30 protein-coding genes and 1 tRNA gene are annotated in these 25,399 nt (G+C 65.1%); 14 read left to right on the forward strand and 17 right to left on the reverse strand.

Annotated elements, in window-relative coordinates; all coding sequences use genetic code 11:
- Positions 1-6 precede the first annotated feature (6 nt).
- The gene (locus HII36_RS06345) at positions 7-1,800 is read right to left on the reverse strand and encodes a bifunctional metallophosphatase/5'-nucleotidase (protein WP_173522114.1); all 1,794 of its coding nucleotides are present in this window, start codon (positions 1,798-1,800) and stop codon (positions 7-9) included.
- A 108-nt stretch (positions 1,801-1,908) separates the two neighbouring features.
- Here HII36_RS06345 and mshD point away from each other — a divergent pair, with 108 nt between their 5' ends.
- Entirely contained in the window at positions 1,909-2,832 is a 924-nt protein-coding gene (gene mshD, locus HII36_RS06350) for a mycothiol synthase (protein WP_328807606.1), read from the forward strand.
- A gap of 33 nt (positions 2,833-2,865) precedes the next feature.
- Here mshD and HII36_RS06355 read toward each other — a convergent pair whose 3' ends face one another.
- The 3 genes from HII36_RS06355 to dcd form a co-directional block, all read right to left on the reverse strand.
- Entirely contained in the window at positions 2,866-3,870 is a 1,005-nt protein-coding gene (locus tag HII36_RS06355) for an inorganic phosphate transporter (protein ID WP_173522116.1), read from the reverse strand.
- Between the two features lie 5 nt (positions 3,871-3,875).
- Positions 3,876-4,493 (reverse strand): DUF47 domain-containing protein, encoded by a 618-nt coding sequence (locus HII36_RS06360; protein WP_173522117.1) that lies wholly within the window; start codon positions 4,491-4,493, stop codon positions 3,876-3,878.
- Positions 4,494-4,954: 461 nt separating this feature from the next.
- Complete coding sequence (dcd, locus tag HII36_RS06365) at positions 4,955-5,530, reverse strand: dCTP deaminase (protein ID WP_173522118.1); 576 nt, start codon at positions 5,528-5,530, stop codon at positions 4,955-4,957.
- A gap of 99 nt (positions 5,531-5,629) precedes the next feature.
- On the opposite strand from dcd, the gene HII36_RS06370 reads away from it, so the two are divergent.
- Positions 5,630-5,700 (forward strand) — tRNA-Gly (locus HII36_RS06370).
- A 412-nt stretch (positions 5,701-6,112) separates the two neighbouring features.
- Here HII36_RS06370 and HII36_RS06375 read toward each other — a convergent pair.
- Positions 6,113-7,315, reverse strand: coding sequence for a Shedu immune nuclease family protein (locus HII36_RS06375; protein WP_173522119.1), 1,203 nt, complete (start codon positions 7,313-7,315; stop codon positions 6,113-6,115).
- A gap of 816 nt (positions 7,316-8,131) precedes the next feature.
- On the opposite strand from HII36_RS06375, the gene HII36_RS06380 reads away from it, so the two are divergent.
- Positions 8,132-8,944, forward strand: coding sequence for an inositol monophosphatase family protein (locus HII36_RS06380; protein ID WP_173522120.1), 813 nt, complete (start codon positions 8,132-8,134; stop codon positions 8,942-8,944).
- Between the two features lie 21 nt (positions 8,945-8,965).
- On the opposite strand, the gene HII36_RS06385 is transcribed toward HII36_RS06380, so the two are convergent.
- Together HII36_RS06385 and HII36_RS06390 are read right to left on the reverse strand one after the other, a co-directional pair.
- Positions 8,966-10,321, reverse strand: coding sequence for a hypothetical protein (locus HII36_RS06385; RefSeq protein WP_173522121.1), 1,356 nt, complete (start codon positions 10,319-10,321; stop codon positions 8,966-8,968).
- On the reverse strand, positions 10,318-10,518 hold the full coding sequence (locus HII36_RS06390) for a hypothetical protein (RefSeq protein WP_173522122.1): 201 nt from the start codon (positions 10,516-10,518) through the stop codon (positions 10,318-10,320). Before HII36_RS06390 ends, HII36_RS06385 begins: the two co-directional genes overlap by 4 nt.
- 436 nt (positions 10,519-10,954) lie before the next feature.
- On the opposite strand from HII36_RS06390, the gene HII36_RS06395 reads away from it, so the two are divergent.
- Positions 10,955-11,626, forward strand: a complete 672-nt coding sequence (locus HII36_RS06395; protein WP_173522123.1) for a hypothetical protein — start codon at positions 10,955-10,957, stop codon at positions 11,624-11,626.
- A 741-nt stretch (positions 11,627-12,367) separates the two neighbouring features.
- Here the strand turns inward: HII36_RS06395 and HII36_RS06400 are convergent.
- The 3 genes from HII36_RS06400 to HII36_RS06410 all read right to left on the reverse strand — a co-directional run bounded on the left by HII36_RS06400 (position 12,368) and on the right by HII36_RS06410 (position 14,553).
- Entirely contained in the window at positions 12,368-13,198 is an 831-nt protein-coding gene (locus tag HII36_RS06400; protein ID WP_173522124.1) for a DUF6461 domain-containing protein, read from the reverse strand.
- 262 nt (positions 13,199-13,460) lie between these two features.
- Positions 13,461-13,745 carry a hypothetical protein gene (locus HII36_RS06405; RefSeq protein WP_173522125.1) on the reverse strand — a complete coding sequence of 95 codons (285 nt, stop codon included), beginning with the start codon at positions 13,743-13,745 and terminating at the stop codon, positions 13,461-13,463.
- 286 nt (positions 13,746-14,031) lie between these two features.
- Positions 14,032-14,553, reverse strand: coding sequence for a DinB family protein (locus HII36_RS06410; protein WP_173522126.1), 522 nt, complete (start codon positions 14,551-14,553; stop codon positions 14,032-14,034).
- A gap of 839 nt (positions 14,554-15,392) precedes the next feature.
- Here HII36_RS06410 and HII36_RS06415 point away from each other — a divergent pair.
- The 5 genes from HII36_RS06415 to HII36_RS06435 all read left to right on the forward strand — a co-directional run bounded on the left by HII36_RS06415 (position 15,393) and on the right by HII36_RS06435 (position 17,665).
- Positions 15,393-15,986: a hypothetical protein gene (locus HII36_RS06415; RefSeq protein WP_173522127.1), complete on the forward strand. Its 594-nt coding sequence runs from the start codon at positions 15,393-15,395 to the stop codon at positions 15,984-15,986.
- A gap of 217 nt (positions 15,987-16,203) precedes the next feature.
- Positions 16,204-16,431: a hypothetical protein gene (locus HII36_RS06420; RefSeq protein ID WP_173522128.1), complete on the forward strand. Its 228-nt coding sequence runs from the start codon at positions 16,204-16,206 to the stop codon at positions 16,429-16,431.
- A gap of 238 nt (positions 16,432-16,669) precedes the next feature.
- Positions 16,670-16,909, forward strand: a complete 240-nt coding sequence (locus tag HII36_RS06425; protein WP_173522129.1) for a hypothetical protein — start codon at positions 16,670-16,672, stop codon at positions 16,907-16,909.
- A 4-nt stretch (positions 16,910-16,913) separates the two neighbouring features.
- A complete protein-coding gene (locus HII36_RS06430; RefSeq protein ID WP_217369222.1) occupies positions 16,914-17,363 on the forward strand; it encodes a WapI family immunity protein in 450 nt (149 codons plus the stop codon).
- Positions 17,364-17,386: 23 nt separating this feature from the next.
- Positions 17,387-17,665: a hypothetical protein gene (locus HII36_RS06435; RefSeq protein WP_173522130.1), complete on the forward strand. Its 279-nt coding sequence runs from the start codon at positions 17,387-17,389 to the stop codon at positions 17,663-17,665.
- Here the strand turns inward: HII36_RS06435 and HII36_RS06440 are convergent.
- The 5 genes from HII36_RS06440 to HII36_RS06460 form a co-directional block, all read right to left on the reverse strand.
- Positions 17,660-17,809, reverse strand: coding sequence for a hypothetical protein (locus tag HII36_RS06440; protein WP_173522131.1), 150 nt, complete (start codon positions 17,807-17,809; stop codon positions 17,660-17,662). The two genes, HII36_RS06435 and HII36_RS06440, sit on opposite strands and share 6 nt — an antisense overlap.
- Before the next feature lie 884 nt (positions 17,810-18,693).
- Positions 18,694-19,353 carry a hypothetical protein gene (locus HII36_RS06445; RefSeq protein ID WP_173522132.1) on the reverse strand — a complete coding sequence of 220 codons (660 nt, stop codon included), beginning with the start codon at positions 19,351-19,353 and terminating at the stop codon, positions 18,694-18,696.
- Positions 19,354-19,825: 472 nt separating this feature from the next.
- Positions 19,826-20,404, reverse strand: a complete 579-nt coding sequence (locus HII36_RS06450; protein WP_173522133.1) for a hypothetical protein — start codon at positions 20,402-20,404, stop codon at positions 19,826-19,828.
- Between the two features lie 114 nt (positions 20,405-20,518).
- Positions 20,519-20,794 (reverse strand): hypothetical protein, encoded by a 276-nt coding sequence (locus HII36_RS06455; RefSeq protein WP_173522134.1) that lies wholly within the window; start codon positions 20,792-20,794, stop codon positions 20,519-20,521.
- Between the two features lie 122 nt (positions 20,795-20,916).
- Entirely contained in the window at positions 20,917-21,150 is a 234-nt protein-coding gene (locus HII36_RS06460; RefSeq protein WP_173522135.1) for a hypothetical protein, read from the reverse strand.
- A 265-nt stretch (positions 21,151-21,415) separates the two neighbouring features.
- Here HII36_RS06460 and HII36_RS59135 point away from each other — a divergent pair, with 265 nt between their 5' ends.
- Both HII36_RS59135 and HII36_RS59140 read left to right on the forward strand, forming a co-directional pair.
- Positions 21,416-21,925, forward strand: coding sequence for an Imm21 family immunity protein (locus HII36_RS59135; RefSeq protein WP_217369223.1), 510 nt, complete (start codon positions 21,416-21,418; stop codon positions 21,923-21,925).
- A gap of 63 nt (positions 21,926-21,988) precedes the next feature.
- On the forward strand, positions 21,989-22,537 hold the full coding sequence (locus tag HII36_RS59140) for a hypothetical protein (protein ID WP_217369224.1): 549 nt from the start codon (positions 21,989-21,991) through the stop codon (positions 22,535-22,537).
- On the opposite strand, the gene HII36_RS06470 is transcribed toward HII36_RS59140, so the two are convergent.
- Positions 22,526-22,975, reverse strand: coding sequence for a DUF6086 family protein (locus tag HII36_RS06470; RefSeq protein WP_173522136.1), 450 nt, complete (start codon positions 22,973-22,975; stop codon positions 22,526-22,528). The two genes, HII36_RS59140 and HII36_RS06470, sit on opposite strands and share 12 nt — an antisense overlap.
- 121 nt (positions 22,976-23,096) lie before the next feature.
- Here HII36_RS06470 and HII36_RS06475 point away from each other — a divergent pair, with 121 nt between their 5' ends.
- Positions 23,097-23,468: a hypothetical protein gene (locus HII36_RS06475; protein ID WP_173522137.1), complete on the forward strand. Its 372-nt coding sequence runs from the start codon at positions 23,097-23,099 to the stop codon at positions 23,466-23,468.
- A gap of 60 nt (positions 23,469-23,528) precedes the next feature.
- A complete protein-coding gene (locus HII36_RS06480) occupies positions 23,529-24,062 on the forward strand; it encodes a DUF6461 domain-containing protein (protein ID WP_173522138.1) in 534 nt (177 codons plus the stop codon).
- A 168-nt stretch (positions 24,063-24,230) separates the two neighbouring features.
- Here HII36_RS06480 and HII36_RS06485 read toward each other — a convergent pair whose 3' ends face one another.
- Positions 24,231-24,698, reverse strand: a complete 468-nt coding sequence (locus HII36_RS06485) for a hypothetical protein (protein ID WP_173522139.1) — start codon at positions 24,696-24,698, stop codon at positions 24,231-24,233.
- Between the two features lie 55 nt (positions 24,699-24,753).
- Between HII36_RS06485 and HII36_RS06490 the strand changes: the two genes are divergently transcribed.
- Positions 24,754-25,386 carry a histidine phosphatase family protein gene (locus HII36_RS06490; protein ID WP_173522140.1) on the forward strand — a complete coding sequence of 211 codons (633 nt, stop codon included), beginning with the start codon at positions 24,754-24,756 and terminating at the stop codon, positions 25,384-25,386.
- Positions 25,387-25,399 lie beyond the last annotated feature (13 nt).

The following is a 25,399-nucleotide window of genomic DNA, read 5'->3' on the forward strand; positions in this document are numbered from 1 at the left end:
GAACTGCTACGGCAGGACGGTGATGCGGTTGGTCGCGGGCGGCGCGACCGGGTTGTTCTGGCCCAGGTAGTCGACGAACGCGTCGATGTCCAGCGGACCGCTCCACAGGTCGGTGCCGTCCTTGAAGGCGAGGAAGGCGTCACCGCCGCCGACCAGGAAGTTGTTGGCGGCGACCCGGATCGACTGGGTGTCGGTCACCGGCACGCCGTCGATCTTCATGTTCGACACCTTGGAGCCCCACGCGGCGCTCTGGGTGTAGGTGTAGGTGAAGTTCGCCGACGGCTGCAGGATCTTGGTGAAGGCCTGGTTGTTCGGCCCGCCGGTGAACTGCTGCTCCAGCACGGTCTTGAGCTGCGCGCCGGTGAGCGTGACGACCTGCATGAGGTTGTTGAACGGCTGGACGGCGAAGGCCTCTCCGTAGGTCACGACCCCGTCGCCCTCACCCGCAGGGGAGCCCAGGAAGCTCAGCGGGAGCCGGACGCCGCCCGGGTTCATCAGCGCGAGCTGCGCGTTGCCGCCGGTCTTGGTGGCGGCGAGCTGGGCGTCGGCGATGAGGTCGCCGAGCGGGGACTCACCGGTCGGCCCGGCCTCGTTCGTGATTCCAGTGGTGATCTTGCCGACCGGGCGGTTGGCGACCGGGGCGACCCGGTCCTTCCACTCCTTGACGAAGGTCTCGATGTCCGGGTCCGCGTCCGTGCGGGTCACGACGTGGTTGTCGGCCACCACGGAGGAGCGCACGATGTCCCGGCTGCGCGTGTTCACCTGCAGGTCGACCTGGGTGATGACGCGGCCGAACGAGCCGCCCTGCGAGTACAGGCGGTCCTGGCCGGCCGGGTCCTTGACCACGCACTTGTACGCCTGGTGCGAGTGACCGCTGAGCACCAGGTCGATCTCGGGGTCGACCTGGGTGGCGATCCGGTTGCCCGCGCCCGGGACGGCGCTGCAGGCGTCGGGCGACTGGCCGGCGGTGACCTGGTCACCCTCGTGCATGAGGACGACCTGCGCCTTGACGCCCACCAGCTTGAGCAGCTTGGAGGCGACGTTGGCGGCCTTGACCTCGTCGACGAACTTGAGGTCCTTGATGCCCTCGCTGGTGACGATGTTCGGCGTGGTCTGGGTGACCAGGCCGATGAAGCCGATCGGCACGCCGTTCTTCCACTGGATGCTGACCGGCGGCAGGGCGGGCACGCCCCAGCCGGCCAGCAGCTTCTTGATCCGGTCGGAGCTGCCGAGCGCGCTGAGCGCGTCGGACTTCTCGCTCGGATTCTTGAACAGGACGTTGGCGCCGACGTAGTCGAACTGGGCGCCCTTCCACTCGCCGGCGGGCGAGCAGCCGTCCACCGGGTGGCAGCCGCCCTTCATGATCCGGCGCAGCTCGGCGTAGCCCTCGTCGAACTCGTGGTTCCCGACCGCGGCCACCTTGAGCCCCAGCTTGCCGAGGAACTCGACCGACGGCTCGTCGTGGTAGGCCGCCGAGATCAGCGGGGTGGCGCCGATCAGGTCACCCTGGGCGACGGCGATCGTGTTGGCGTCGGTGAGCGCCTTCATGCGGCCGGCCACGTAGGCGGCGCCGCCCGCGTCGACGGTCTTGCCGTTCTCGTCCACCATGCGGCCGGAGGAGCCGGTCGGGGGTTCGAGGTGACCGTGGAAGTCGTTGAGAGCGAGGAGCCGGACAGGAACGGTCCTGACCGTGGAGGCGGTGGTCGTGCTGGCACCCGCCGGGAGGACGGAGGCGAGCAGGACCGCCCCCGAAGCGACGGCTCCGGCCATGGTCAGCCGGAGGAGGGAACGGGACGTCATGGCCTCAGACGTTACGGCGGCAATCTATGTAACTAATGTCGCAAAGGTAACGATTCATCCGGCTCGGACATGGCGTTATTTGCCAGTCGTACGCCTAGAGTTCGTCGTGTGAGTGCGCGCGTGGAGATCAGACAACGCCTGGATGACCTGGAAATCGACGACGTGCTCGGCCTCGTGGCGGCGGCCGCGGCGACCGACGGGGTCCGCCCGCTCAACGAGCACGCGATGCTCCACCTCCGCCACGGTGGCGACCCGCGCGCCCGGTCCCTGCTGCTGTACGCCGGGGACACGCTGGCGGGTTACGCGCACGTCGACCCGGCCGACGAGGTCGAGGGACCGAGTGCGGAGCTGGTCGTGCACCCCGCGCATCGGGGCGCGGGGCACGGCAGGCGGCTGCTGGCGTCCGTGCTGGAGCTGACCGGCGGCGGCGCGCGGGTGTGGTCGCACGGCGACCATCCGGCGGGCGCGGCGCTGGCGGCCTCGGCCGGGCTGGCGCGGGTGCGCTCGTTGTGGCGGATGCGCCGCTCGCTGCTCGACCCGCTGCCCGCTCACGAGCTGCCGGACGGGGTGCGGCTGCGCGCGTTCGTCCCCGGTCAGGACGAGCAGGCGTGGCTCGAGGTGAACCGCGCCGCCTTCGCCCACCACCCGGAACAGGGCGCGTGGACGCTGGACGACCTGCTGCAACGCGAACGCGAGCCGTGGTTCGACCCGGCGGGCTTCTTCCTGGCCTGGCGCGGCGACCGGCTGGCCGGCTTCCACTGGACCAAGGTCCACGGCGGGGACGAACCGCTCGGCGAGGTGTACGTGGTGGGCATCGACCCCGCGCAGCGGGGCACCGGCCTGGGCAAGGCGCTGACCCTGGCCGGTCTGAGCCACCTGCGCGCGCGCGGCCTCGCCCAGGTCATGCTGTACGTGGACGAGGCCAACACGGCGGCGATCAGGCTGTACGAGTCCCTCGGGTTCAAACGCTGGGACGTGGACGTGATGTACGCGGACGTGCACGAGAGCCCGAGCCCCCGTCCTCAGACGTGAGCCCGAGCCCTCGGACGTGACGAGGGAGGGCCGCTACTCCACGATCCAGTGGAGGATGTAGTAGGAGGCGGCGGCGACCAGGGCCGCGGCCGGGATGGTCAGGACCCAGGCGGTCACGATGTTGCCGGCGACGCCCCACCGCACGGCAGACAGCCGCTTGGTCGCGCCGACACCCATGATCGCCGAGGTGATCGTGTGCGTGGTGGAGATGGGCGCGCCGAACCCGATGGCCGCACCGTACAGGACGGTCGCGGCAGCCGACTCGGCGGCGAAACCCTGGGGCGGGTCGAGCGCGATGATGCGCCGGCCCAGCGTGCGCATGATCCGCCAGCCGCCGGCGTACGTGCCCAGCGAGATGGCACCCGCGGCGGCCAGGATGACCCACTGCGGGATGGGATCGCCCTCGTTGGCGTAGCCACCGACGGTGAGCGACAGGAAGATGACGCCCATCGTCTTCTGCGCGTCCTGCAGGCCGTGCCCGAGCGCCATCGCGGCGGCCGAGACGGTCTGCGCGTACCGGAACCCGCGGTTCGCCTTGCCCGGCTGGGCGTGGCGGAAGATCCAGTAGATTGCGATCATGATCAACGCGGCCAGTGTGAAGCCGATCGTCGGCGACAGCACCATCGGGATGACGACCTTCTCGATGACGCCGTCCCAGTGCACCACGCTGGACGAAGCGATGGCCGAGCCGATCAGGCCGCCGATCAGGGCGTGACTGGAGGAGGACGGCAGGCCGAAATACCAGGTGATGAGGTTCCAGACGATCGCGCCGATCAGCGCAGAGGCCACGATGACCAGGCCGTGTGAGCCTTTCGGGGCGTCGATGATGCCTTTACCGACCGTCTGGGCCACCTGCGTGCCCAGGTGCGCGCCGATGAAGTTCATCGCGGCCGCCATGAACAACGCGGCCCTCGGGGTGAGTGCCCGCGTCGAGACCGAGGTCGCGATGGCGTTCGCCGCGTCGTGGAAGCCATTGGTGTAGTCGAAGGCCAGAGCGATGACGACCACGCCGATGACGAGGGCGAGCGTGAGGTCCACTGGGCCTAGCTTTCCTTGACCGCGATCGACTCGATCGTGTTGGCCACGTGCTCGAAGGCGTCGGCGGCCTCTTCCAGCGCGTCGACGACCTCCTTCATCTTCATGACCGTGAGGGCGTCGTACTCGCCGCTGAACAGCTTGGCCAGCAGCCTGCGGTAGACCTGGTCACCCTGGTTCTCCAGGCGGTTGACCTCGATCCAGTACTCGTTGAGGTTCTTCATCGACCGCAGCCGGGGCATGGCCTCGGCCGTCAGCTCGGCGGCACGTTCCAGCACCTCGACCTGCCTGACCACGTCTTTGGGCAGGTGGTCGAGCTGGTACAGGACGATGAGGTCGGAGGCGGCCTCCATGGCGTCCATCACGTCGTCCAGGTTCGAGGCGAGGCGGTAGATGTCCTCGCGGTCGAAGGGAGTGATGAAACTCTCGTTGAGCCGGTTCATGATCGCATGGGTGCGTTCGTCCCCGGCGTGCTCGCAAGCGCGCATCTTCTCGGCCAGGGCCTCCCTGTCCGAGCCGTCGCTGATGATCTCTACCAGCAGACGCGATGCGGTGACCAGGTTGTTCGCCGAGTCGGCGAACAGGTCGTAGTAGCTGTCCTCACGTGGCGTGAGACGCAGGCGCACGTCGTTCTCCAGATGTGCGGGGATGGTCCGTGGAAGAGGGTACGGGTTACCAGGCGAAATGCGAACTTCATGTCCCCTTCTCCTGCTGGCTACCCTCCGTATGTTGTGCCACACCGGTGCGGGGAGTAGTTTGGCCGGTTTTTGCTGCTTTTCCGGCCTAAACGTCCCCCTCTAGTGGTGCCCCTCAGGTGCTTTGCCGGGGCATCCTCCAACGTTGTTGTTCCCCCGATGTTCATCTGATGTTCACTTTTCTTGCCCCGTGTTCAACGAGTTCCGCCCGGGGATGCCACAGCAGACGCGTCGGCCGGAACCTCGACGTCTCGCCGCGCGGGCCATCGGCGTCCCCCCGAACGGGACATCGGGCGGGCCATCGACGTCTCCCCGGCGGGAGATCGGCGTCTCCCTGGCGGGACATCGGCGGACAGCGAACGGGACATCTTGCACATCGGGGCGGGGGTGGTTCAAATCTGAGTGCGGTGGAAGTTCCGGAACGAGCGCGACGGCGTCGGCCCCCGCTGCCCCTGGTAGCGGGACCCGTACTTGGCCGAACCGTACGGATGCTCCGCCGGCGAGCTCAACCGGAAAACGCACAGCTGCCCGATCTTCATCCCCGGCCAGAGCTTGATCGGCAACGTGGCGACGTTGGAGAGTTCCAGCGTCACGTGCCCGCTGAACCCCGGATCGATGAACCCGGCCGTGGAATGCGTCAGCAACCCCAGCCGGCCCAGCGAACTCTTCCCCTCCAGCCGCGACGCCAGATCGTCCGGCAGCGAGATCACCTCATAAGTGGAGGCGAGCACGAACTCCCCCGGATGCAGGATGAACGGCTCGTCCCCCTCAGGCTCGACCATCCGGGTCAGGTCGGGCTGCTCGACAGCAGGGTCGATATGCGGATAACGATGGTTCTCGAACACCCGGAAGAAGCGATCCAGCCGCACGTCGATGCTGGATGGCTGGATCATGTCGCGATGAAACGGATCCAGCGCGAGGCGTCCGGAGTCGATCTCAGCAAGGATGTCGCGGTCAGATAGCAGCACGGAGAGCAACTTACCGTCCCCGGAGGAGAGACCGGGGGCGCTGGGCTTGGTGAAGTAGGCCAAGTTTCCGCTACAGTGGGGGACGCGACTTCGTGTCACGCGGGTGTAGTTCAATGGCAGAACATCAGCTTCCCAAGCTGACAGCGCGGGTTCGATTCCCGTCACCCGCTCTCAACGTGAAGGCCCAGGCGGACCGATGGATTCGGCGCCTGGGCTTTGGTTTTGTCCCAGGACTGTTGATCTCCGCGTGCCCGTTCGTGCCCGATCAAGTGCTTGCCGATGGCTTCGGCGCGATCATGTCTCCTGTGTGATGGAGATCATGGAAGTGTAGGCCCGGTACGCTCGATCACTCGCACGGCCTCCATCCAGCCGCATCGGGCTGTCCTTGTGCCCAGTGATGACCAGCGCTCCCATGTCATCGACCTCCTGCCAGACCATGCGCATGTGCTCCGGACCGCGGCAGCCCGGTATGAGGGGCGAAGCAGCCGGCGTGAGGGCTCTTCGCTTACGCTGTGCCCCTGCCACTCAGCGACCCGAGGCGCCGGCACTCCGGCGTTGCGCCACAACGCAGCCACCATGTTCTCAGAGGTCCCCGAGGGAGCGTCTGGCGTTGTCGATGAGCTCCTTGTACGTGATGACTTCAACACGGTTCACGTGGGTGTTGAACGTCCTGAGTGCTTCGTTAATCTCTTGTTCTGGCACGCTCGGCTGGACGGCTGGATGGCCGATCAGAACGACTGCGCTTGCTCGGCGTGTCTCGATGCCGAAGTCTTCGAGGATCTGCTGACGGTTCTCGTCTAATCCGACAAGGTAGTTGACGGCTTGGCCGACGGCATCATGCACCTCAGCGGTAGGCACCCAGGCTCCGCGATGTTTCTTCACCAGAGAACCCTTCATGCTCATCGCCCGCTTCAACTCGACGACGTGAAGACTTCCATCGCCGCGGATCAGAGGAATGTCCACCTCGTCACCCGACACCAATCTGCGCTGTGCGGCTTCCCCGACGAAACGCCCACCGAAGATCCAGTGCTGTCCTTCCAGCGCCCTTTGCAGGTCCAGCTCCGTGGCGGTCGTGTCCTCCACGACTCTGCGCAGGCTTTCCAGGAGGGCCGAGCGCCGCTGAAGCTGGGATGCCCGGAGGATCACCTGACCGTCTGAATCAGCGGCCAGGAGAGCCCATGCCTCTGGTGACGCGGCAATCCGTTGAGCGGCTTCCTCCGGGTCTTCGATATCAACCCGCTCCTGGAGCACGCGCTCCAGCCACACCATCGTCTCTCTCCGGCCGCGGAGGAGCGAGTATCGCCCTGGCCGACCTTCCGGTGCTGAGAGATACCGAGCGTCATGGCTGAGCGAGTCGATATAGGCCAGTAGATCATCCATATCTGCGCCGGGGTGTTCGTCCAAGAATTCGCGCCCAGCCTCGGCGACGTACTTGAAATTTATCTCAAGCATGTTCGCCACGTACTTCCGCAACCTTTGATTGCGTATGCCGTCTTGAAAAAGACGATATCTCTCGTCGAACTCCGGTTGCAGGATACGTTCCTCGACGTAATCCAGAGAGTCCTGCAGCAGTCGCACAACCTGCCACTCGCCGAGCGATGCCGCGTGTCCGCGCGCCTGTGTCAAGAGTTGCACGAGCGCCTTTCCACCCTTGCGGTGGCCGCCGCGTCCAGTTCGCATGTGCTGGAGCGCGGACGTGACCGCTCGCTTCACCTCGTCGTTGGCCGCCTGTTCGTGAACGTACTCAAGCTGGAGGTCCAACGAGAAGTCGGATCTGATGCCCATGGGCTGAAGTGTGACCGGCAGGTGTGACAGTCTCCGCCTTGACCCATGGCCCTGGCCCGTTTCCCCTACGGGCGGACGGGATGCTCAGGCGGGCGAGGTGTGCGCATCGCGTTGGAAACGTCCGGTGCTGGCCGATCTTCGTGTGGGCATTGTGCTTCAATTGCCGGCTCGCGCCCCGCTGCGTGCCCGTTCGTACGGCGATCAAGGGGGAGCGCCGGGGACTCGTGGGCACTTGGCCGGCATCGGCCCAGCTCACCGTTTCGCCTTCTCAGACCTCGTGATCTTGAAAGAGTTCCCGAGCCGGCAGCGCGGGTTCGATTCCGTCACCCGCTCCAACCCTCACAGCATCGGCTTCGTCCGTCGGGCGCTCCGCGCGTCATCCGCTCAGACAGTGCCTCCCAGGGTCTTCGCCCCTTCGAATCCCTGAGGCAAGTGGGCAGCGATACCCGCATTTCAAGGCCGAATGACAGCCGTAAGGCAGACCGCCGAAGGAGTCGATCGCGGGCATACAGGGCTGCCTTTCGCCCAGCCACTTGATCTCGCGTACGTTTCCGAAGGGCGGTGGCCGAGGCTCTCGGCCAGTTCGTCCTTCCATGTGCCCTGTATCTGCCTCACGCATCCGACGGGGGTTGCGCGGGATGCCTCCACAGCGGTCGTGAGCGCCGCCCGCAACAGCCGATACGCCTTGGCCGGCATGCTCTGGGACGTCCAGGCTGTAGAGACGAACTGTCCTCGGACGCTCCTTGATTCACATCTCGGCGTAGTCCTCGTCTTCGACCAGGTGCTCAGAGACATCTGGGAGCGGAGCAAACCCGTATGACCATCGACGCCCAAGCCCTTCTCCCCATCGCCGGACAAGCCGTCTCGATCGCCGCCGAGATCATCAGAACACGGGCGCCCGGCGTGGTCACCAGCAAGGGCGACCGCGACATGGCGACCGAGGTGGACTACGCCGTCGAGCGAGCCGTCCGCGAGTTTCTGGCTCAAGAAACACCCGAGATCGGATTCCTCGGCGAAGAGGAAGGAGTCGCTCACTCTGGCGACGGACTGTTGTGGGCCCTGGATCCGGTGGACGGAACCGCCAACTTCCTGCACGGCATCCCGCTCTGTGGGGCATCTCTCGGCCTGGTCGACAACAACATGTCCATCCTCGGGGTCATCGACCTGCCGTTCCTCGACCTCCGCTACTCGGCGGCCGAAGGAGCCGGCGCCCATGCCAACGGGACCCACATCCAGGTCAGCGACGTCCTCGACCTGGAAACCGCCATCGTGGCCCTCGGCGACTACGCGGTTGGCGACAACGCCCACGAACGAAACCGCCCCCGCCTCGCTCTCACCCAAGAATTGGCGGCACGCGTCCAACGTGTACGGATGTTCGGCTCCGCTGTGATCGACCTAGCCTGGGTGGCGGACGGCAGGATCGACGCCAACATCATGCTCAGCAACAAACCTTGGGACACCGCCGCAGGCGTCATCATCGCCCGCGAAGCCGGAGCCGCGGTCGTCGACCTCGACGGCAGCCCGCACACCATGACCTCACACGCCACCATCGCCGCCGGCCCCGGGCTCGTGGCCGACCTCGTCCAACTCATCTCTGAGAGCCTGCTGACAAAGGGATTCGGCCGCTGAGTCGGTGACCACAGGTGCCCCTCAGCCGACGAGCAGTCCCCGGGCCTCCAGGTCGGCGATGACGGTGGACGTCAGCGCGGGGCATTGATTCACCCGTACCTCCTTGAGGGACGGCAGGTCGATGAGCGCCCCCAGGTCTGCCAGGGCACCACAGTGGTGGAGGCCCAGGATGCGCAGGCCGGGCAGGTTCCCTGGGTCGCCGAGGGTCCGCAGATGATCGTCGAAGGCTACGTGGAGCTCCTCGAGCTGCCACAGCCCGGCGAATGGGGTCAGATCGGTGAGCTGGTCGAGACCCTGCAGGGTGAGCATGCGCAGGGCGGGCATGCGGGCCAGGGCGGAAAAGTCGCGCAGGTCCTGGGCGTAGGTCAGGCTGATCTCGGCGAGTGAGGGGTGGTCTTCCAGCCCGTCCAGCGAGGTCAGTTTCTGCCAATTGTCGATGTTGAGCTCGGTGAGGGCGGGCAGGCGGGACAGGGGGCGCAGGTCCGGGATGCGCGCGTTCGGCAGGCCGAGTTTGGTGAGGTGGGGGTGGTGGCCGAGGCCTTCGAGGCTGGTGAGGTTCGTGCAGCCGCTGAGCCACAGCCGGCGCAGCCCGGGCATGGCCTCGATGCCGTCGAGGCTGGTCAGGCGGGCACAGTGCATGGTGAGCTCGGTGACGGAGCTTAAGTCGCGCAGCCCGGCGATGGATCGGATCTTGGTTCCGGAGAGGACCAGCTTGGTCAGGCGACGCAGCCCCGACAGGGGTTGAACGTCCTCGATCGCCCGACAGTGGCCGAGGTCGAGCTGTTCCAGGTGGGGGAAGGCGTCGCCGACCCCCTCGACGCTGGTCACGCCGCTGCTGCGCAGGTCGAGATGGCGCAGGGTGCGCAGGGTGAGCAGCGGGGTGATGTCGGTGAGCGCCCGACTGCCGCGGAGGATGAGTGTTTTCAGTACGGGGAGACCCGACAGCGGGCTGAGGTCGGTGACGGCCGCGCAGCCGTCCAGCTCGAGTCGGAACAACCCGGTCAGCGCGGCGAGGTCGGACAGGTCCGTCAGGTGCTTGCAGTGGTCCAGGCGCAGTGTTCGCAGCATGGTCAGGTGCCGCACTCCGGTAATCGTCTCGCGGCGGCGCAGCTCCAGCGTGGTACGCCCCTCGCGGGTGAACGCGGGCCCCAGCAGCAGTTCGGCGAAACCGTCCGGGTCAGGCGCCTCTGGCCAGAGCTTGAGCAACTTGTCGGTGAACGGCTCAGCGATCTCCGCGAATTCGGCGGCCAGCGTGAGGGCGTCTTCGCGGCCGTCGAGAACGAGCTCGCGGGCCGTTTTCCAGGCGTGCGCGGGAGAAACCGAGTCGAGCTTGGCCCGGTAGCCCAGCAGGTCCGGCCGGGCTGGGGAGAAGGTCATGCCATGGCAGCGTAGGGGGGCGTACCGACAGAAGCGATCATTCTCCCGCTGGACGTGACGGCTCCGGCAGGAGAGCGGGTGAGCCGGTCCTCGAAGCCCACCTTGTCCAGGTCCTCGTCGGCGGGCACCAGGCTGCCCTCGTCGAGCTCGGCGCCGAAGTAGGGCGCGTTTGACTCGGCCAGGGCATCCGTGGTCACCGGCTCAGCGACCAAACCCTTTGTCAGCAGGCTCTGAGGCACGAAACACCAGCAACCACAGTCAGCGCGCTGCCGAATGGTTCTGGTAGGTATCGAGCGGCGGCACGGCGCGCCGCCGTACCCCCGGCCCTCCGCCCACCCGCCGTCCGGGCGTGCGGCCTGGGGGTCGGTCCGGACGACGGCGGGACGCCGGGCCGGGCACCGCCCCCAACCGAACGCACCGACCGAGGTTGCCGCGCCACCGCGCAGATGCCGGGCTTCGTTCCTCAGCCACCGCCCACCGGATTACGTGTCTCTCCGTGTGGCCCGAGCCCAGGCGGATCGCTGGTAGATGATCAGGTTGCACGGGCGAAAGCGGGCGGTCAGGCCGTCATGATGGTGGCTCATGAGTGGCGTGAATGGGAACGGCGGAGAACGGGGCGTCGACCTTCTCCGTTTGGCGGTCGCGCCCGCGTCCAGCAGGCCAGGCAGCGAATCATTCCAGCTGCAGGTCTACGTCAACGGAGCGGCGATGACCTCCGCCGGGGCGGGGCTGGGGATGGATCCGTACGACGTCCTGGTCCCGGCCGATCGACTGCTGGCCGGTTCCCTGCCGCACACGGTCGCGATCGCTCGCTGCGGCGCCTGCGGCGTCTACGACTGCGGGGGCACGGACGTCACCATCACCCGTGATAGGGACCTGGTGCGCTGGGAATGGTCGCGAGAGGTACCCGCGAACCGAGGCGCCTGCTTCTCGGCCACTCAGTACGAGTCGGAGGTCGCGCGGGTGGCCGCAGATCATTCGTGGGAGACCCCGATGCGCACCGCGGGCCGGCTGGTGCTGACGAGCATCGACCATGACCGACTTGCGACTTACGGCCTCAGCGCCAAGAGAGCCGTCCCCCGAGATCCTGATCTGTTCGTGGCCTGGCTTGAGATCGAGGTTGACTACCAGATCTTCGTCGCCACTCCCTGGCACGGCCGCAGCCCGACGGAACTGGCGCGCGAGGTCTGCGCGATCCTGGCGCGTCCTCCTCATGAGTGGCCCGCCACTTGGCATTCCGTCAAGGGCTGGGTGACTACGCCGCCGAGCATTGCGGGGCCGTCCTGGGAATGCGAGCAGCTCTGACGTCGCAGCGGCTACCAATCCCGAAGGATCGTCCCACTAGAACCAGCTATGAGCCCAGGATGATCGGACGGGAAGGTACTAGCGTCGCGCGAGAACCCCGGTCCTGGCTGTCATCGGGCAATTGGCGTGCAATTAGACAGGGCGTCGAGGGTGCGATCACGCTCACCGACGACCGGCCTGCCGGCCGGCTGGGGGCCATGATGAGCTGTGATCCTTGCAGTTCCCGAGCCGACAGCGCGGGTTCGATTCTCGTCACCCGCTCCATCTGTGTGAGCCCAGGTCATCCGAAGGATTCGGGCTCGAAGCGGTGGCAAGTGGGGCACGGAATGCGCTGCTCTCATGAACCCCAAGGCCAGGATTGAGCGGTGATTCCAGGGCCGAGGTGGTATCAGACGAAGACCGTAACGGAAGCTTTCCCGAGAGTACTCACAAGACAATCGGAACGCCGATAGCAGGATTCGATCAGCAGTCGGAAACGACCATGCGGGAATTCTCTATCCGACAGGCGACGCGGGCACTGACGTCCTGCTGGAGATCATCGCCGAGCGTCCCGGTTTCCGAGACGGCTATTCTGCGCGCTCTGCTCGATTAGCGGGCTGGCGATGGTGCCATCAGGGCGATTGTCGACCGAGTTGCCAGCAGGTTGCAGGTCGTTGTGAAGAGGATTCCAGTGCCCATGCTCTCGTCCGAGAGTTGATTGCAGCTCAAGCCCAGGGATGGTCGTCATCGGGCCGGGCTCCATCATTGACCGAGGACAGCCCCCAGTCTGGGAGACTCGCGATTGAGGATCTTCGCACCGCTGAACCTGTCGGCGAAGTGCGGCGGGAGCTCATTACCGCCGAAATCGATGATCACCACGCCGCTGATCCTGCTTGCGAGAGCCAGAGCCGCAGGGACGGCGTTGTCCACAATGTCGTCGCCGGTGGGGTCGATGCCCAACAGGCGAAGGTGACCGTTCAATCTGTCCGGGTCGCTGCCTCGGCGGTCGAAAGGGCGAGACGGCGTGAAGCTGGTCACCACTTGCCCGTCCACTGCGTAGATGAATCTGTCATGTGCGCCGCGGTCACGTTGTACGGCGACGGCCTCGCCGCCACCGATAGACAGCGCTTTGACGTGTTCGAGTCGGCTCCCTCGACGTCCTTTGCACTCGGCGACGACCCAATTTCCGAGACGAGCAATTGTGATGATCTCTTCAGGACCGTCCGCTCCCTGATGCCCGGCGACCTCTGCATCAGAAATGAGCCGGATGTCCTGCCCTTCGGCACCAAGGCGGTGGAGGACCTCCTGCTCGTCGAGACCACGGACGAAGGCGATCGCGTAGACCGGGCCGAGCGGTCCGTCATCAGGCCAGTCGTATACATCCGGGCCGACTCCCGAGTCTTGTGCAAAGACGCGGACGACCTCGACCACCTCAGGATTCGCGGCGAAATAGGCCTGGCGAACGCGAGGGGGAATCATCCCGCTCCTCCCGACCCTGTGGCCGTTGGACTCGGCCCATTTCCGGATGCCGGGAATACCCGGAGGACGGACGAGGCGCGTCATGCGCATCGAGCGAAATGAGGAGTCCGACATGTTGGACAGTTTACTTATGAAACCAAGCTCGTGAGAGAGCAGCGAGGTGTCGTCAGATCCGTTCAGGTTAGATCGTGCACAGCTTCTGACCTGCAATGAACGCTCCGGAACGACTTGAACTGGATCTTAGTTCGTAGGTTACGGGTTTGAGCCCCGGGGGGCTCCTACCACTCCCTGCCTCGAATCGCGGTTTTGAGCGGGATTCCGCATTGTGACATGACCGAGACGGGTAGAGGTATTCACCGGTGCGCAGCATGAAGGGCTACTCGCGGTAACTGCCATCCGGCCGCATGATCTCGTCGCGTGTCACTGGAGCGACCGACGATCGAAAGCTTCTGTCGTTCACCGCCACGACCATGCGCAGGCAGCCGTCAGAGTCCGGGAGCACATAGAAGAGCGCCTTGTACTCCTCGCCATCGCGTTCGATGACGTTCTCCCAATCCTTGTCGCCGTTCTCTTCCATGAGAGCCAGTTCGGAAAAGACCGCGACGCGACGCCAACGGGCCAAGTAGTTTTCGGCGATCTCAACGGCGACCTGCTTGTTCACGTCTCCATCCTCCCTGCTTCGGGCCATTAGCGGCCGTTAGGGGGCGGTAACGAGGGCAACCACGGTCACTCGCGTCGCGCCGTACGCCGAGGTCAGCGCCTCGACGCGGGTGGATCGACGCAGTTCCAGAGCTGACAGCGCGGGTTCGATTTCCCCGTCACTCGACTCTCATGGTTAAGGCCCGGGTAGGGATGTGGATCCCGACCCGGGCCTTGATTGTTTCCGGACTTGTTCGTACCTCGCGGCCATCAGGCCGTGTATTGAAGTGCGCGGGATCCGCTGGTGGTCAGGCCATCTTCTGGTAGCCGGTCGCGCCGTCGAGCAGTTCCCGGAGGATGTCCAGGTGCCCGACGTGGCGGGCGGTCTCCTCGATCATGTGGCAGAGGATGTACCGCAGCGACGCCGCCTTCCCCTCAGGGGCCCCGCTTTCGACGGTGTCCAGGGAGAGGCCGGTGATCGCCGCGTTGGAGCGCGCGCACTCGGCGTCGTACTCGTCGAGCAATCGGGCCAGCGGCACGTCGGCGACGAACATCTCCGCGTCGGGATGCCCGTCCTCGGTCCACGGAGTCTGGCCGGTGTCGGGCACACCGAGCAGGCTGAGGTGAAACCACGAGTACTCGACCCAGCGCAGATGCGCGACCACCCCGGCCACCGTCATCAACGGGGACGTGGGCAGGAGCCCGCGGTGGGCGTCCTCTTCGCTGAGCCCCTCGCACTTCATCCGGACGAAGGAACGCTGCAGATCAAGCCATCCGGTCAGTTGCGCCCGCTCGCCGGCGGTCAGCGGCGGACGTTGGACTTCGGTCATCGAAAGCTCCAGTGAGTCAAGTGGAGCCGCCCGGTCTCAGCCGCGAGTACGGCGGATGGGCGGCACGACGGTCGAACTCGACATCGCGCTCACCTCCTCTCCGCAGCCGGGGGTGCCGAGCCCTCCGGCAGTCGCACCGTACAGGCCGAAGCCCTGATGGGAAACCTGTTTTCCACGCACTCCGGTGCCCCCGGTCGGCCGTCCTTGCGCCGAAGCTTGGCAAGCGGACCACCGTCCATGCCCCGGGTCGCCTGCGGACGCAACCGCTGGTGCCCCCTTCCGGGCTGACTGCGGCTCGTGTCGTGCTCGTTGGACGCCGGTCGTAGAGCGATCAAGGGGAACCCGCGGGACTCCCACGTCAGTGTTTGCCTGCTGCGTAGCCGTGATCATGAAAGAGCTTCTACAGCTATCACCGCCCCGCTGAAGAGGACACCGGCGCAGGCGTCATCATCGCCCGTGAAGTCGGAGCTGCTGTAGTCGAATCGGGAAGGTGGTTCGCACAGCATGACCTCGCACCCAGCCATTGCCGCCAGTTGCAAGTTCCTGGCCGACCTCGTTGAACTCATCACCGAGATGCGGGAATCCGCCAAGCACTGCTGAATGGCTCTGGTACGTGTCAAGGGCGCGCTGTGCGCCGCCCAGGCGGCCCAGTCGCGGCGCGTACGGCCTGGGGTTGTTCTCGCGGCACCCCGCGCTCGCGCCGCGTCAGTCACGTGAAACCTGGGTTCGTGTTCACAGCACCGTCCCGCACGCAGGGACGGTGCACAGCCGGGCATGATGCGCCGTCCCCGCCGTATCAACCAAACGCGGTTGCCCGATCTTCCGCGACAATCAGCCCCATGATCGACCACTACCGGGATCTCTTCGATTGGCACCAGTGGTTGGAGCACGCGCTCTGTTGGACGGTCGTGCAACCCCTCGACGACGAGATCACGGTGGACGACCTCCTGCGCCGGCTGAACGGAGGCCGTGAGCCGCAACACATCATGGAATACCCCATAGAGGAGGCCTACACGGAGGAGCAGCCGGTGCTCTTCGCCTTCGAGAGCGAAGGAACCCATGGCTTCCTGGAGTTCAGCTGCGGCTACGCCACGCCCGATCGCATCCTCGTCGAACTCAGCAAGACGTCACGGGTATGGATGACGACCTGGCACTTCAACGGGGGATACACGATCCTTCACGCCGCCGATGGCGAGATCAAGGCACGGATCAGCTACTTCATTTTCGCCGAGCATCGTATCCAGGAGGGCGACCCCGACATCTTTGCCGACTTCCTGCCGATGCTCGACAACCTCGATCCGGACGACGGTCGCGGCAAGCGCAGCGCGGCATTCGCCTTCATCGAGGCGTCCACCGGCATGCGCCTTGAAAGCGAATGGCTGGATGTGGAAGAGGCACCCGTCATCGTCCTCGACAACTGGAGTGAGGGGTGAACGCAGCCGACTGGCCATTGCGCCGGTGACTCTCACACCCGCGCCCTTCTGCCGGGAGGGCGGTTCCCGGGCTGACGGAGCGGGTCCGATTTCTGTCGCCCGCTCTCACCGTGACGGGCCAGATCAGGCGCCACGTCCCCGCTCCGACTTCGATTGCTTCGGCGAGGTATCGATCCTCCGTAGCGGGCGCTCTCTCGGACAGCACATACTGAAGGGGATGAAACCAGCCAGCGGCGCCCTCCGTCGCCACCTGCCCACAAGTCCCTTCAAGCCCCCGCCTCCCGCTCCGCCTGCCGAGCGGTTCAGCATGAACGACCAGGTGAGCCATGATCGATATGGCCTCGGCGTCGTCATCGGCGTAGAAGACGAGCTCGCCGTGTTCGTCGATTTCGGATCTCGGCAAGTACGTATCACTACGCCGTTCGACAAGCTGTACAAGCTATGAGCCGTTGCGGGAGAACTCTCGGTGTGAGCACGTTCACCCGGGAGAACCGTCCAGGTGAGGCCGGCATGGGAGGTGTGCGGCCCCTTCTCCCGCGACCCGACTGAACGAACACAGGTATGCCGTGGGTACCAGTAAGCCATGTCCTCCCCCACGCTCGTTCGCCGAGTGGACTTACCGGAACTCACGGCCGATCGGCCGGCATCTGCCCAGCTCAGCGCTCTCCATTGCCGAACGTGCCATGTCGATCGCCGGTGACATCATCAGGACCGAGGCCCCTGATGTCGTCACCGCCAATGGCGACCGCGACATGGCGGCCGAGGTGGAGCACGCCCAAGGCAACGTGAACGACACCCGTGACCCGGAGTCGCGGTCGTCGACTTCGACGGCAGCCGCACGCCATGACCTCGTCGAACTCATCACCCAGACCCGAGAGGCGGCGGACGGAGTGCGCGAGGCCATGCCTGCTCGTGCAGGATGAGCGCATGGATTCCACAGAGATCGTCATTGGCAGGAGCAAGCAGACCGATCACGTGGCGATCCAAGTAGTGGATCGCATGCACCCTGGCACCACTGATTTCTGGGACGGTAACTGGCTCACCTCTCCCATCCGCGTGCGCGTCGGAGGTTTTGTCGCCAAGGTCGACGCTGGTCTCCGAGTCGACGAACTACGTGATTTCCGGGTGGATCTGCAACGCATCCACGCAGAGGTTCAGGGGCGCGCCGTACTGTCCTCGATGGAGCATTGGGTGGAACTCATCGTGGAGTGTCATCCAAGAGGTTCGCTTTCCGTCGCGGGGACGATCTCGGACCATCCTTCGATGCGCAACACTCTCCGGTTCGAGGTGGAAGGCTTGGATCAGACGGACATCCCGATGATCGTCGATTCCCTGGTTGCTGTGGAAGAGCGATTCCCTGTCCTGGGTCGGGAATGACCGGCGCGTGAGACCCTGAGTCCGTGTTCACCGCACCATCCCGCGCGCAGGTCGAAGCGCAGTTCGACGGCATCCTCAACGGCTCCGTGACCCGCGACCAAGCCGACCGATGGGCTGCCCAATGGGTCTGCGCGGAAGACCCAGCCGTGGACGACGACCTCGTATGGTGGGCGCTACAACTCCTTCACGGCATCGACTTGCGCCCCAACCTTGATGACGATTACCTGCACAGTGACGAGCAGGTGGCCGGATGGCTGGAAGAGTTTCGGATTCGCAGCGACGCCGTGCGTCCGGATTCATGATCCCTGGCTGAGCGAGTCCACGGGGCGTTCGGGGCATTCCAGGCAGACGAACATGTAGAGCGATCCGGCGTCCTGGATCATGAGGTCGGTGGGGTTCTGCACTTCCTGAGGGGCGTACGGGGTGAGCAGCGGACGCTCTTCCATGGGAGCCAGCGCCTGCCGCTCTCGATGTCGAGTTCCCAGCTCGCGATGGTCAGCAGGTGCGCCATCTCGTGGCCTCGGCCGCATTCGAGTTGCACTGGGTCCTGGATCCACTTCACCCAACCTCCGACCTTGCTCCCTGGAGCAGTCGAGAGGTGCGAGAAGTAGCTCCAGTCGTCAGGGTTCGAAGGGCTCTCCTCCCATGCCCAAACCCGAGCCCTGAGCTCATCGGAAAGTGCCCAGCCGGCCGGGTACTCCTCCGCCCGCTCCGGCGAGAGGACGCAAGCCGCGGGGAGGTAGTCGTCCTCGCTGTCGGGATCCGGCTCGGGGGCCTCGATGAACGGACTTCCGACTCCGTCCGCCTTTCGCCAGCGCACGACTGTGTGTGGCTGAAAGTACGGCTCGTGATCGAGCGGGCACCACAGCACTTGCAGGGTGTCGGTGTTGTCGGGGAAGGGCAGTTCGGGAACGTCCTGAGCGAAAAGCTGCATGACCGGGACCAAGGGAAGTGGATCCCAACCGTCGAGGGGCTATGAGACTGCGGATCGGGGCAACTCAGCCAAGGTTCATCCGCCGGCCACAACAGCGGTCCGCCCATGGAGCTGTCGGTGATGGCCGGTTTTCCCGGACGCGGGTGCAGTCGGACCGTGGTCCGGCGCTGGCCGACCAGTTCAGGGAAGACGGCCGCTACGTCGAGCGGCGCCGAGGGTGTCGTCAATCCCATGCTCATCACTCCGATCGCGACAGACGACGGCGTCGTAATGGCACATCGTAGAGTTGACCGAGGTCACGAGGGGTCGACCGCGGTCACTCACGACCGACCTCAGCCCGCATCGCACCGCCCATTGGGCTGTCGGAGCTCTTCTCGGTACTGCTTTCGGGCGCGTTCAGCCGGGCTCTCGGTGGCGAACGGGAAACGCGTCGTTGACCAGCAGTTCTGTCACCTTGAGCAGGCGATGGTGATAGACAAAGGCATCGTGGAACGGAGAGGGGAAATGGTGAATCAGATGCGTGTTGAGTTTACGCAGGCAGCTGTGGAGAGTATCCCTGTGCCCTGAGCCGACCGTGCCGTTGTTACGAAGGTAGGTCGATACGCAGTCGGCGATGGTGGCGTTCAGCTCGACGAGTTTGTCCCTCTCCGAGGTCGACACTTCTGGGAACGGGACGAGAGCATGCTGGGCCCACAGAATGCCGACCGCTCGGAACATCACCCGATGGCCTTCTGGGCCAGGCCATCTATATCCATACAGGTATCGCGTCTCGGACGCCAACGGACTGCGGCGATGCTTGCGCTTTTCGAGGCGGCGCCGGGCGGCGAAGGCGTCGATCTCCGCGAGCCAGGCGCTCCTGCTGAGCTCCAGCACGTCCAGCGCCCGGATCAGGGCCGACTCATCGCGTCGAAGGTTTCCTGTCGTGGTCAGGTATGACCAGGTCGCGTTGAACCCGATCGGGTGGTAGTGGCCGACTGCGCACCTCAGTGCGCTGAAGCGTCTCTTGAAAGGGAGATCACGGTCGCGGACGCGTCCGGCGTATGTCCTGAAGCCCACGGCACGATCATCTCTTGCCCGAGGCCTTGGCGCGTCTTCTTTTCGGGCGGGTTGACGGCAGGCATCCCGATCAGGCGGGCCTGGTTTGTGGCTGAGGCCGGTTGCTCTGCATGGGCTGCGGTACGGCAGTTCGGTTCAAGGGGCGCACGTCGATTTCTCGGCCGCCGGCAGGTTCCATGGCTGATCGGTTCCTAATGGGCCTGACTCAGTTGCCGGTATAGATCCTGGCCGTTGACCCGGCTGTCGAACCGCTCGACCAAGGACGGAGTGACGGTCGCGATCGCGACCTCGGGCGATTGTTCCTCGGGAAAGTCCCACCCGTCACCGTCGCAGAGGGAAACGGGTTACCTGGCTGAGTCAGCGACATGTACCAGTACATGGAGCATCCGGCGGGCACGAGCGGGACCCGAGCACGCTGCTCACCGCTGGATCAGATAGTCATGCGCGAAGACACCCGGCTTTCATCGAGCGGTCATACGCCGTCCCATCCCTTCCAGCCGTACCAAGGGCCGGTGAGGTGCCTGTAATCGCCGTCCAGATCCTCGGTCGACAGTTGACCGTTGGGGAACCAGAGGAATCCCCTCGACGGCATGAGCGGCCAGTCCGTTACGAGGAAGCGAGAGCCGCCAGGAATGGCCTCGCCCCCGTTCTGGTAATCGCCGCAAATGCGATACAGCCCCACCCAGCGGCACCCCGGGCTGGGTTCAACGCCGCCGGCGATCTCCTTGGCGTACCTCTCAAGACTGGCTTCGGACAGGGTGAACCGCACCCAGAAGGGGGCGTCCGCAGAAAGCGCGGCCACGACTCCGCAGAAGATCAGCGGGACCGGCAGCCAGCGGAGTAATCGCGCGGCGGTCAGCGCGCGCCTGGCCTTCCACGCCGCCACGACCAGACGGACGAGCCAGGTCAGCATCAGTGAACCCCAGGCGAGAAACATGAAGCCGAAGGTCTCGAAGTACCACCAGGACACGCTGGTGCCGTAGAAGCTGATCAGTGCCGTGACCGAGGCCAGGGTGAGGAACCACCAGCCGGGCGGCCTGTCGATCATCACGGGCTCACTTTAATCTCCGGCGAGCGATACGACACCCCACCGATGAATCGCGATCTGGAAACGACCGTCGCCCGCCGCATTTTTGACGGGCAGCCTGTGTCCGCCGCGGTGCGGTCAGTCGTCCTCGTCGAGCAGCCCGAAGGCTTGCGGCGCCTCTTTCAGGAATTCCTGGAACGCCGGCTCTGATTCCGACTCGGCGCGCTCGCGGATCAAAGCGATTAACGCGGACCGGTCGCCGGGCGGTAGCTGACGGAGCCGGTAGCTGATCCACTCCAGTTGTCTTACCGCGTCGTCGGGATCGATGACGTCGTCGTCGCTCCCTTCCAGGAACCAGGCCAGGTCCATGAGCAGTTCGGCCAGCGTTCGAAGCAGCGTCGCATCATTCGGCATGAGCCGATCATGTCGTCGGCTGGTTCGGCGGGCAATTCGCCGATCCGTCGCCGCGGCTGCGGGCGATCTCCTGGCCGACCTTCTCCAGGTACCAGCGCATCACCTCGTACGGGACGGCGCGCTCACCATCGGGAGGAAAGTAGATCGTCGGTTCCCTGGTCAGGTCCTCGTTCAGGCACTATCGCCGAGATGAACGCGGGCCCGGGTAAGTGGGTTTCGGCGTTGCGAATGTCGGACCAGGTCGCCGGCGCCGGGACCGATTCGCTCAGCTCGACGCACCAAGCGGCGTCAGGTACGGAATACATGAACAGCACGGCGTATCGAGTACCGGAATGCTCGAACTCCTCGAAGGGCATGCTCGTAGGCTGTCATGTCGGCTCGGCGTGCTCATCTCGTATTCGGCGCCGGCCGATTCCGGCCCGTACCTCGGCGGAGCTGAGGCGATGGTTGATCTCACGTGCGGCTTCGACTCTGCAGGACGCGGTTGTCGGTGAACGCCGCCTTAGGTAGAGGGACCACGACATCCGAGATATCGGCCCCGGCTGGCGTTCCCGCTGTCAGCGCGTCCTGGGTTCGTGCCCGTACCTTGTCCTCAAGACGCTTAGAAATGTGAGGCCATCAGTGCTGCGTACCTGGGTCAGCACCGCAGGAGGACCGCTGATCGCGGTCCCCAAGTCCGAGCTCAACTCCTGGGCAGGCGTGGACGACAACGATGGTCCCGTCGAGACTTGGGGCGATTACGGCCGTGCCTGCGCCGTGGAAGGCTATATCGGCGCCATCGCCGTCGGCACGCAGCAGGCTCTCGTTTTCGGCGGCGAACCTGCCATGACGACTTATCTCGCGGCCGAACGTGCCTTCCTGCTCTGGGTCGGCGCAGACTCCGAATCCGAGCTGGTCGCGGCAGCCGAGCGAGTTCTCGCGGCGGGGCCGGATTGGGACGCGGACGAAGATGTGAACTGGGAGGTACGGGAGGCGGTGGTGCTCTTCGACTCCGCCATTCCCGGTGCTGAACTCGAGCCCGACGACCGATTCGACATAGACCTCGAGCCCGGCCCGTACCGGGTCCGAGCCGCCTATGCGCAGGTCGAGGACAGCTCGATGATCCTTGTCCAACTTCAGCCGGCAATCTGACTGCCCTGGCAACCTCGATGAGTGGTTGCGAAGGGTCGAACGTTTTCCGGAAGCCTGACGAACATGTCCGAACCACAGGGTGTGGGTTTGTTGGTGCGGCGTCAGTCGGGCGATGGGGACTTGGTGGTGCCGCGTCACTTCGTGTCGTTCATAGATGGAGGCCTGCTTGAGGATCCGGTTGAGCAGGGCGGCGCGTTCGGTGGGGTCGGTCAACAGGGTGATGTCGACTGGTATCTGCTGATCAAAGAGGGTCGCGGCGGTGGCGGTGCGCAGTGCGGTCGAGATTGTGGTCTCGGCTTCTGTGTCCAGGACGATGTAGTCGCCGCCGTCTGGCAGATACCCCACTATCAGGGGCTCCTCGATGGTCACGGCCGGTCCTGTGGTGGTGAGGAGCGCCTCCGGTATGCCGTGGAAGCGATGGAGCACCACGCGCCCCCTGGAGACCACGAAGACCGCCTGATTGACGAAGCCGATGACGGACAACAGCGCGGTATCGATGGCCTGACGCACAGCGTTTCCCTTCGCCGGGCAGCCTGCTCCGTGTCGGGTCAGTATCGCAGCCAGCAGGTTCGGGGGGACGTGGGTCGGGCCTGCCCCGGGCTACGGTGTTGATTGCGGCCCGGGCCACGGCATCGCGCGAGCGTGCCGTGCGGAAAGGGCCGCCCATCGATCAATCTCGTGTAACTGGCGATCCAGCGGCCATTCGGAATGCTCGCTCACCTGCACGTCTTTCCAGGTGGTGTCATTCGTGTCAGGCGGGGAAAGCTCTGCTCCGCTGCGTTCTACGAGCACCAGGGCCGTTGCGATGAAGCCGTCCATGAGTGAATGCAGGATCGGATGGTTCGAACGCTCATAGCGCTCGACAAGCGCGGACACGAAGACTGCGAACGTGGCCGGATCGATCTCGCATTCATCGCTCTCCATAGGGCCGAGCCCCGTCGGCAGGCCTGTTTCGGGGGCGAGAGCCTCGGCTGAGCGCATGAACAGGCCGGCGACGCCGCTGGAGGGGTTCCAGAGGATCTGGTCTCCGACGCGGAAGTACTGGCTCACGTTTCCTCGTTCCGCCATGGTCTGGCTTCCTCGGCGTCAGTAGACGCCTCGCCATCCTTCCAGGCTCTTCGGAACGCGACGGCGATCTTGCCTGTGGTTCGGTGGCTGGCATCATCTGTGCATGAGTTACGACCTCGCGGTCTGGGAGGGCGAGCGCCCGTCCAGCGATCAGAAAGCCGGAGAGACGCACAGCGCTCTGTACTCGCAGTACATCGACACGGACGTGGAAGTCCCGCCGGCTCCGTTGATCGCGAAGTTCGTTGAGCAGTTGCTACAGCGCTGGCCGGATCTGGACGATGTGGACGAGGATGACGACGGGTACGAGGACATTCCATGGTCCACGTCTCCGCTGATCGGCGAGGCGGCCGGGCCGTACATCTACTTTCCGATGGTGTATCGCCGGGCCGAGGAGGCCTCTGCGTATGCGGCCCAGGTTGCGGCCCGGCTGGGTCTGAATTGCTATGACCCGCAAGAAGATCGGCTTCTTTCCTGATGGTCCGCTTGGTGAACGGCCTTGGCAGCCGGCCGCGTTTCCGTCCGAGGAGAGATGTTCGTGAGCGGTGCGACCGCGGCTGATTATGCGTGGCTGGCGGAGCTGTGCACCGATGGTGATGGCGATGCGGGATTGTGCCTGACGTTCGTCCGCGGACTATCTCCCGACGAGGCCTTTCGCCGGATCGGGGCCGTTCCGGACGCCACCGACGGGTGCCGGGTCGGGGGCTATTCGGCGCACGGCGGGACAGTTCTCGAGTACGAATGGGCGGGGATGCTCTGGGAGCAGTCGGTTCCCCTGTCCGCAGGGACCGTCGCGGCCACCGTGTTCGTCGATCTCAAGCATGACGATTTCTGCTACCTCGTCGATGGCCGGCGGGTCAGTTCATTCTGCTGGTTCGCATACTCCCTTCGAGACGGCGTTTTCCCCGATCCGCTCTTGGCCGATGTGCATGAGTTGGGGCTCGATCGCGACGATTCCACCGAAGAACCGCTTCCCAATGCCCTTGCTCTGGCCGAGCGTGCCACCGGGGTGCGTCTGCAGCGCGCCGACTTCGTCAGACCTTCGTTGATGGGCTCGATCAGGCGGGCGTGACCGACGTTTGCTCCCCGGTGTATCCCCAGGCTGTGGATTGGGCGGCGATACCTGGACCGAGGTGGTGGTGCCGTTGGCATCTTGCAGGTGACCGCGGAACAGGACTCCAACGCATCGATTTAGGCCCGGGGGCGAGGTCGTCGGGGGTATTAAGGGGGTACGGAGTCGTCAGGTCCACAGCTGGATCTTGAACAGCTCAACCTGGGCTATCGCCTGCGGGAAGTCGACTTCTTCCTCGGTCTGAAGGATTTTGGTGGCTACCCGCGCGGTCCAGGTCGTCTCGCCTTGCCCCAGATCGAATTTCAACGCGAGTGAATGACCGGCCGTCCAAGCTGCGACGCCGACCAGTTCCGGGCCCACAAAGAGCCGGCCGGTCCACAGTTCTTCCCAGGGATCAATCGAAGGCGGCCCGTCCCACCGCTCGATACGGCCATGGATCTCGTGCAGGTTGCGGAGGTGTGCCGTCTGGATGATGAGCCCGTCGCGACCTGCGGCGAATCTGTCGGCCGGCCCGTCTGGAGGTTCCAGCTCCAAGAGCGCCGAACTGTCCAAACAGCCTTCGACGACGCCGGCTATGGCGAAGAGCCCGTATTCGGCCCTCATCTCACCCGTAACCGCTCGAACGATACTGCTCACCGTTCCGCCTTTCTCGACGCGTGCGAGGAAACCCGCCTCTGGCATGCTCCACCACATGCGGACTCGGCTGCTCTTCGTACGTCATGGAGATTCTCACCACCAGCAGGCAGGCGTGATCGGCGGGCCGAAGGGGTGCCGCGGTCTCACCGATACCGGACGCGCTCAAGCCACCCACCTCGCGAGCCGGATCACCGCTGAAATCGGCACCGGAAAGGCGGCCATCTACTCGTCGCCTTTGCCGCGGGCGGTGGAAACGGCCGCCGCCATCGCGACGGCCAGTGGCCTGCCGGTCGCGCAGGACTGCGGGCTCTGCACCTGGCACACGCCATCCGAGGCGGACGGGCTCACCCACGCGGAATTCTCCCGCCGGCTCGGCGTCGAAGGCGGTGGCATCCATCGTCCCTTTCAGGAAGGCAATGAGACCTGGGCCGAGTTGGTGACCCGCATCAGCCGCGCCATCATCGACCTCGCCCATCGCCACCGTGGCGAGAGCGTGGTTCTCGTCGGCCATGCCGAGACGGTCGAGGTCTCGTTCAACGCTCTCGGACTGTTACCGGTCTACCGGTCCTTCGACCTGAAGGTGTCGCCCGCGTCGATCACGGAATGGGTCACCGATCAAGATCCGACACAATGGCCGCCGCCGAGGTGGACGCTCATCCGGTACAACGAAAAGACTTTCACTGGATGACGTTAAGGTGACG

Source organism: Nonomuraea antri (genome assembly GCF_013283785.1).
Classification (GTDB): domain Bacteria; phylum Actinomycetota; class Actinomycetes; order Streptosporangiales; family Streptosporangiaceae; genus Nonomuraea; species Nonomuraea antri.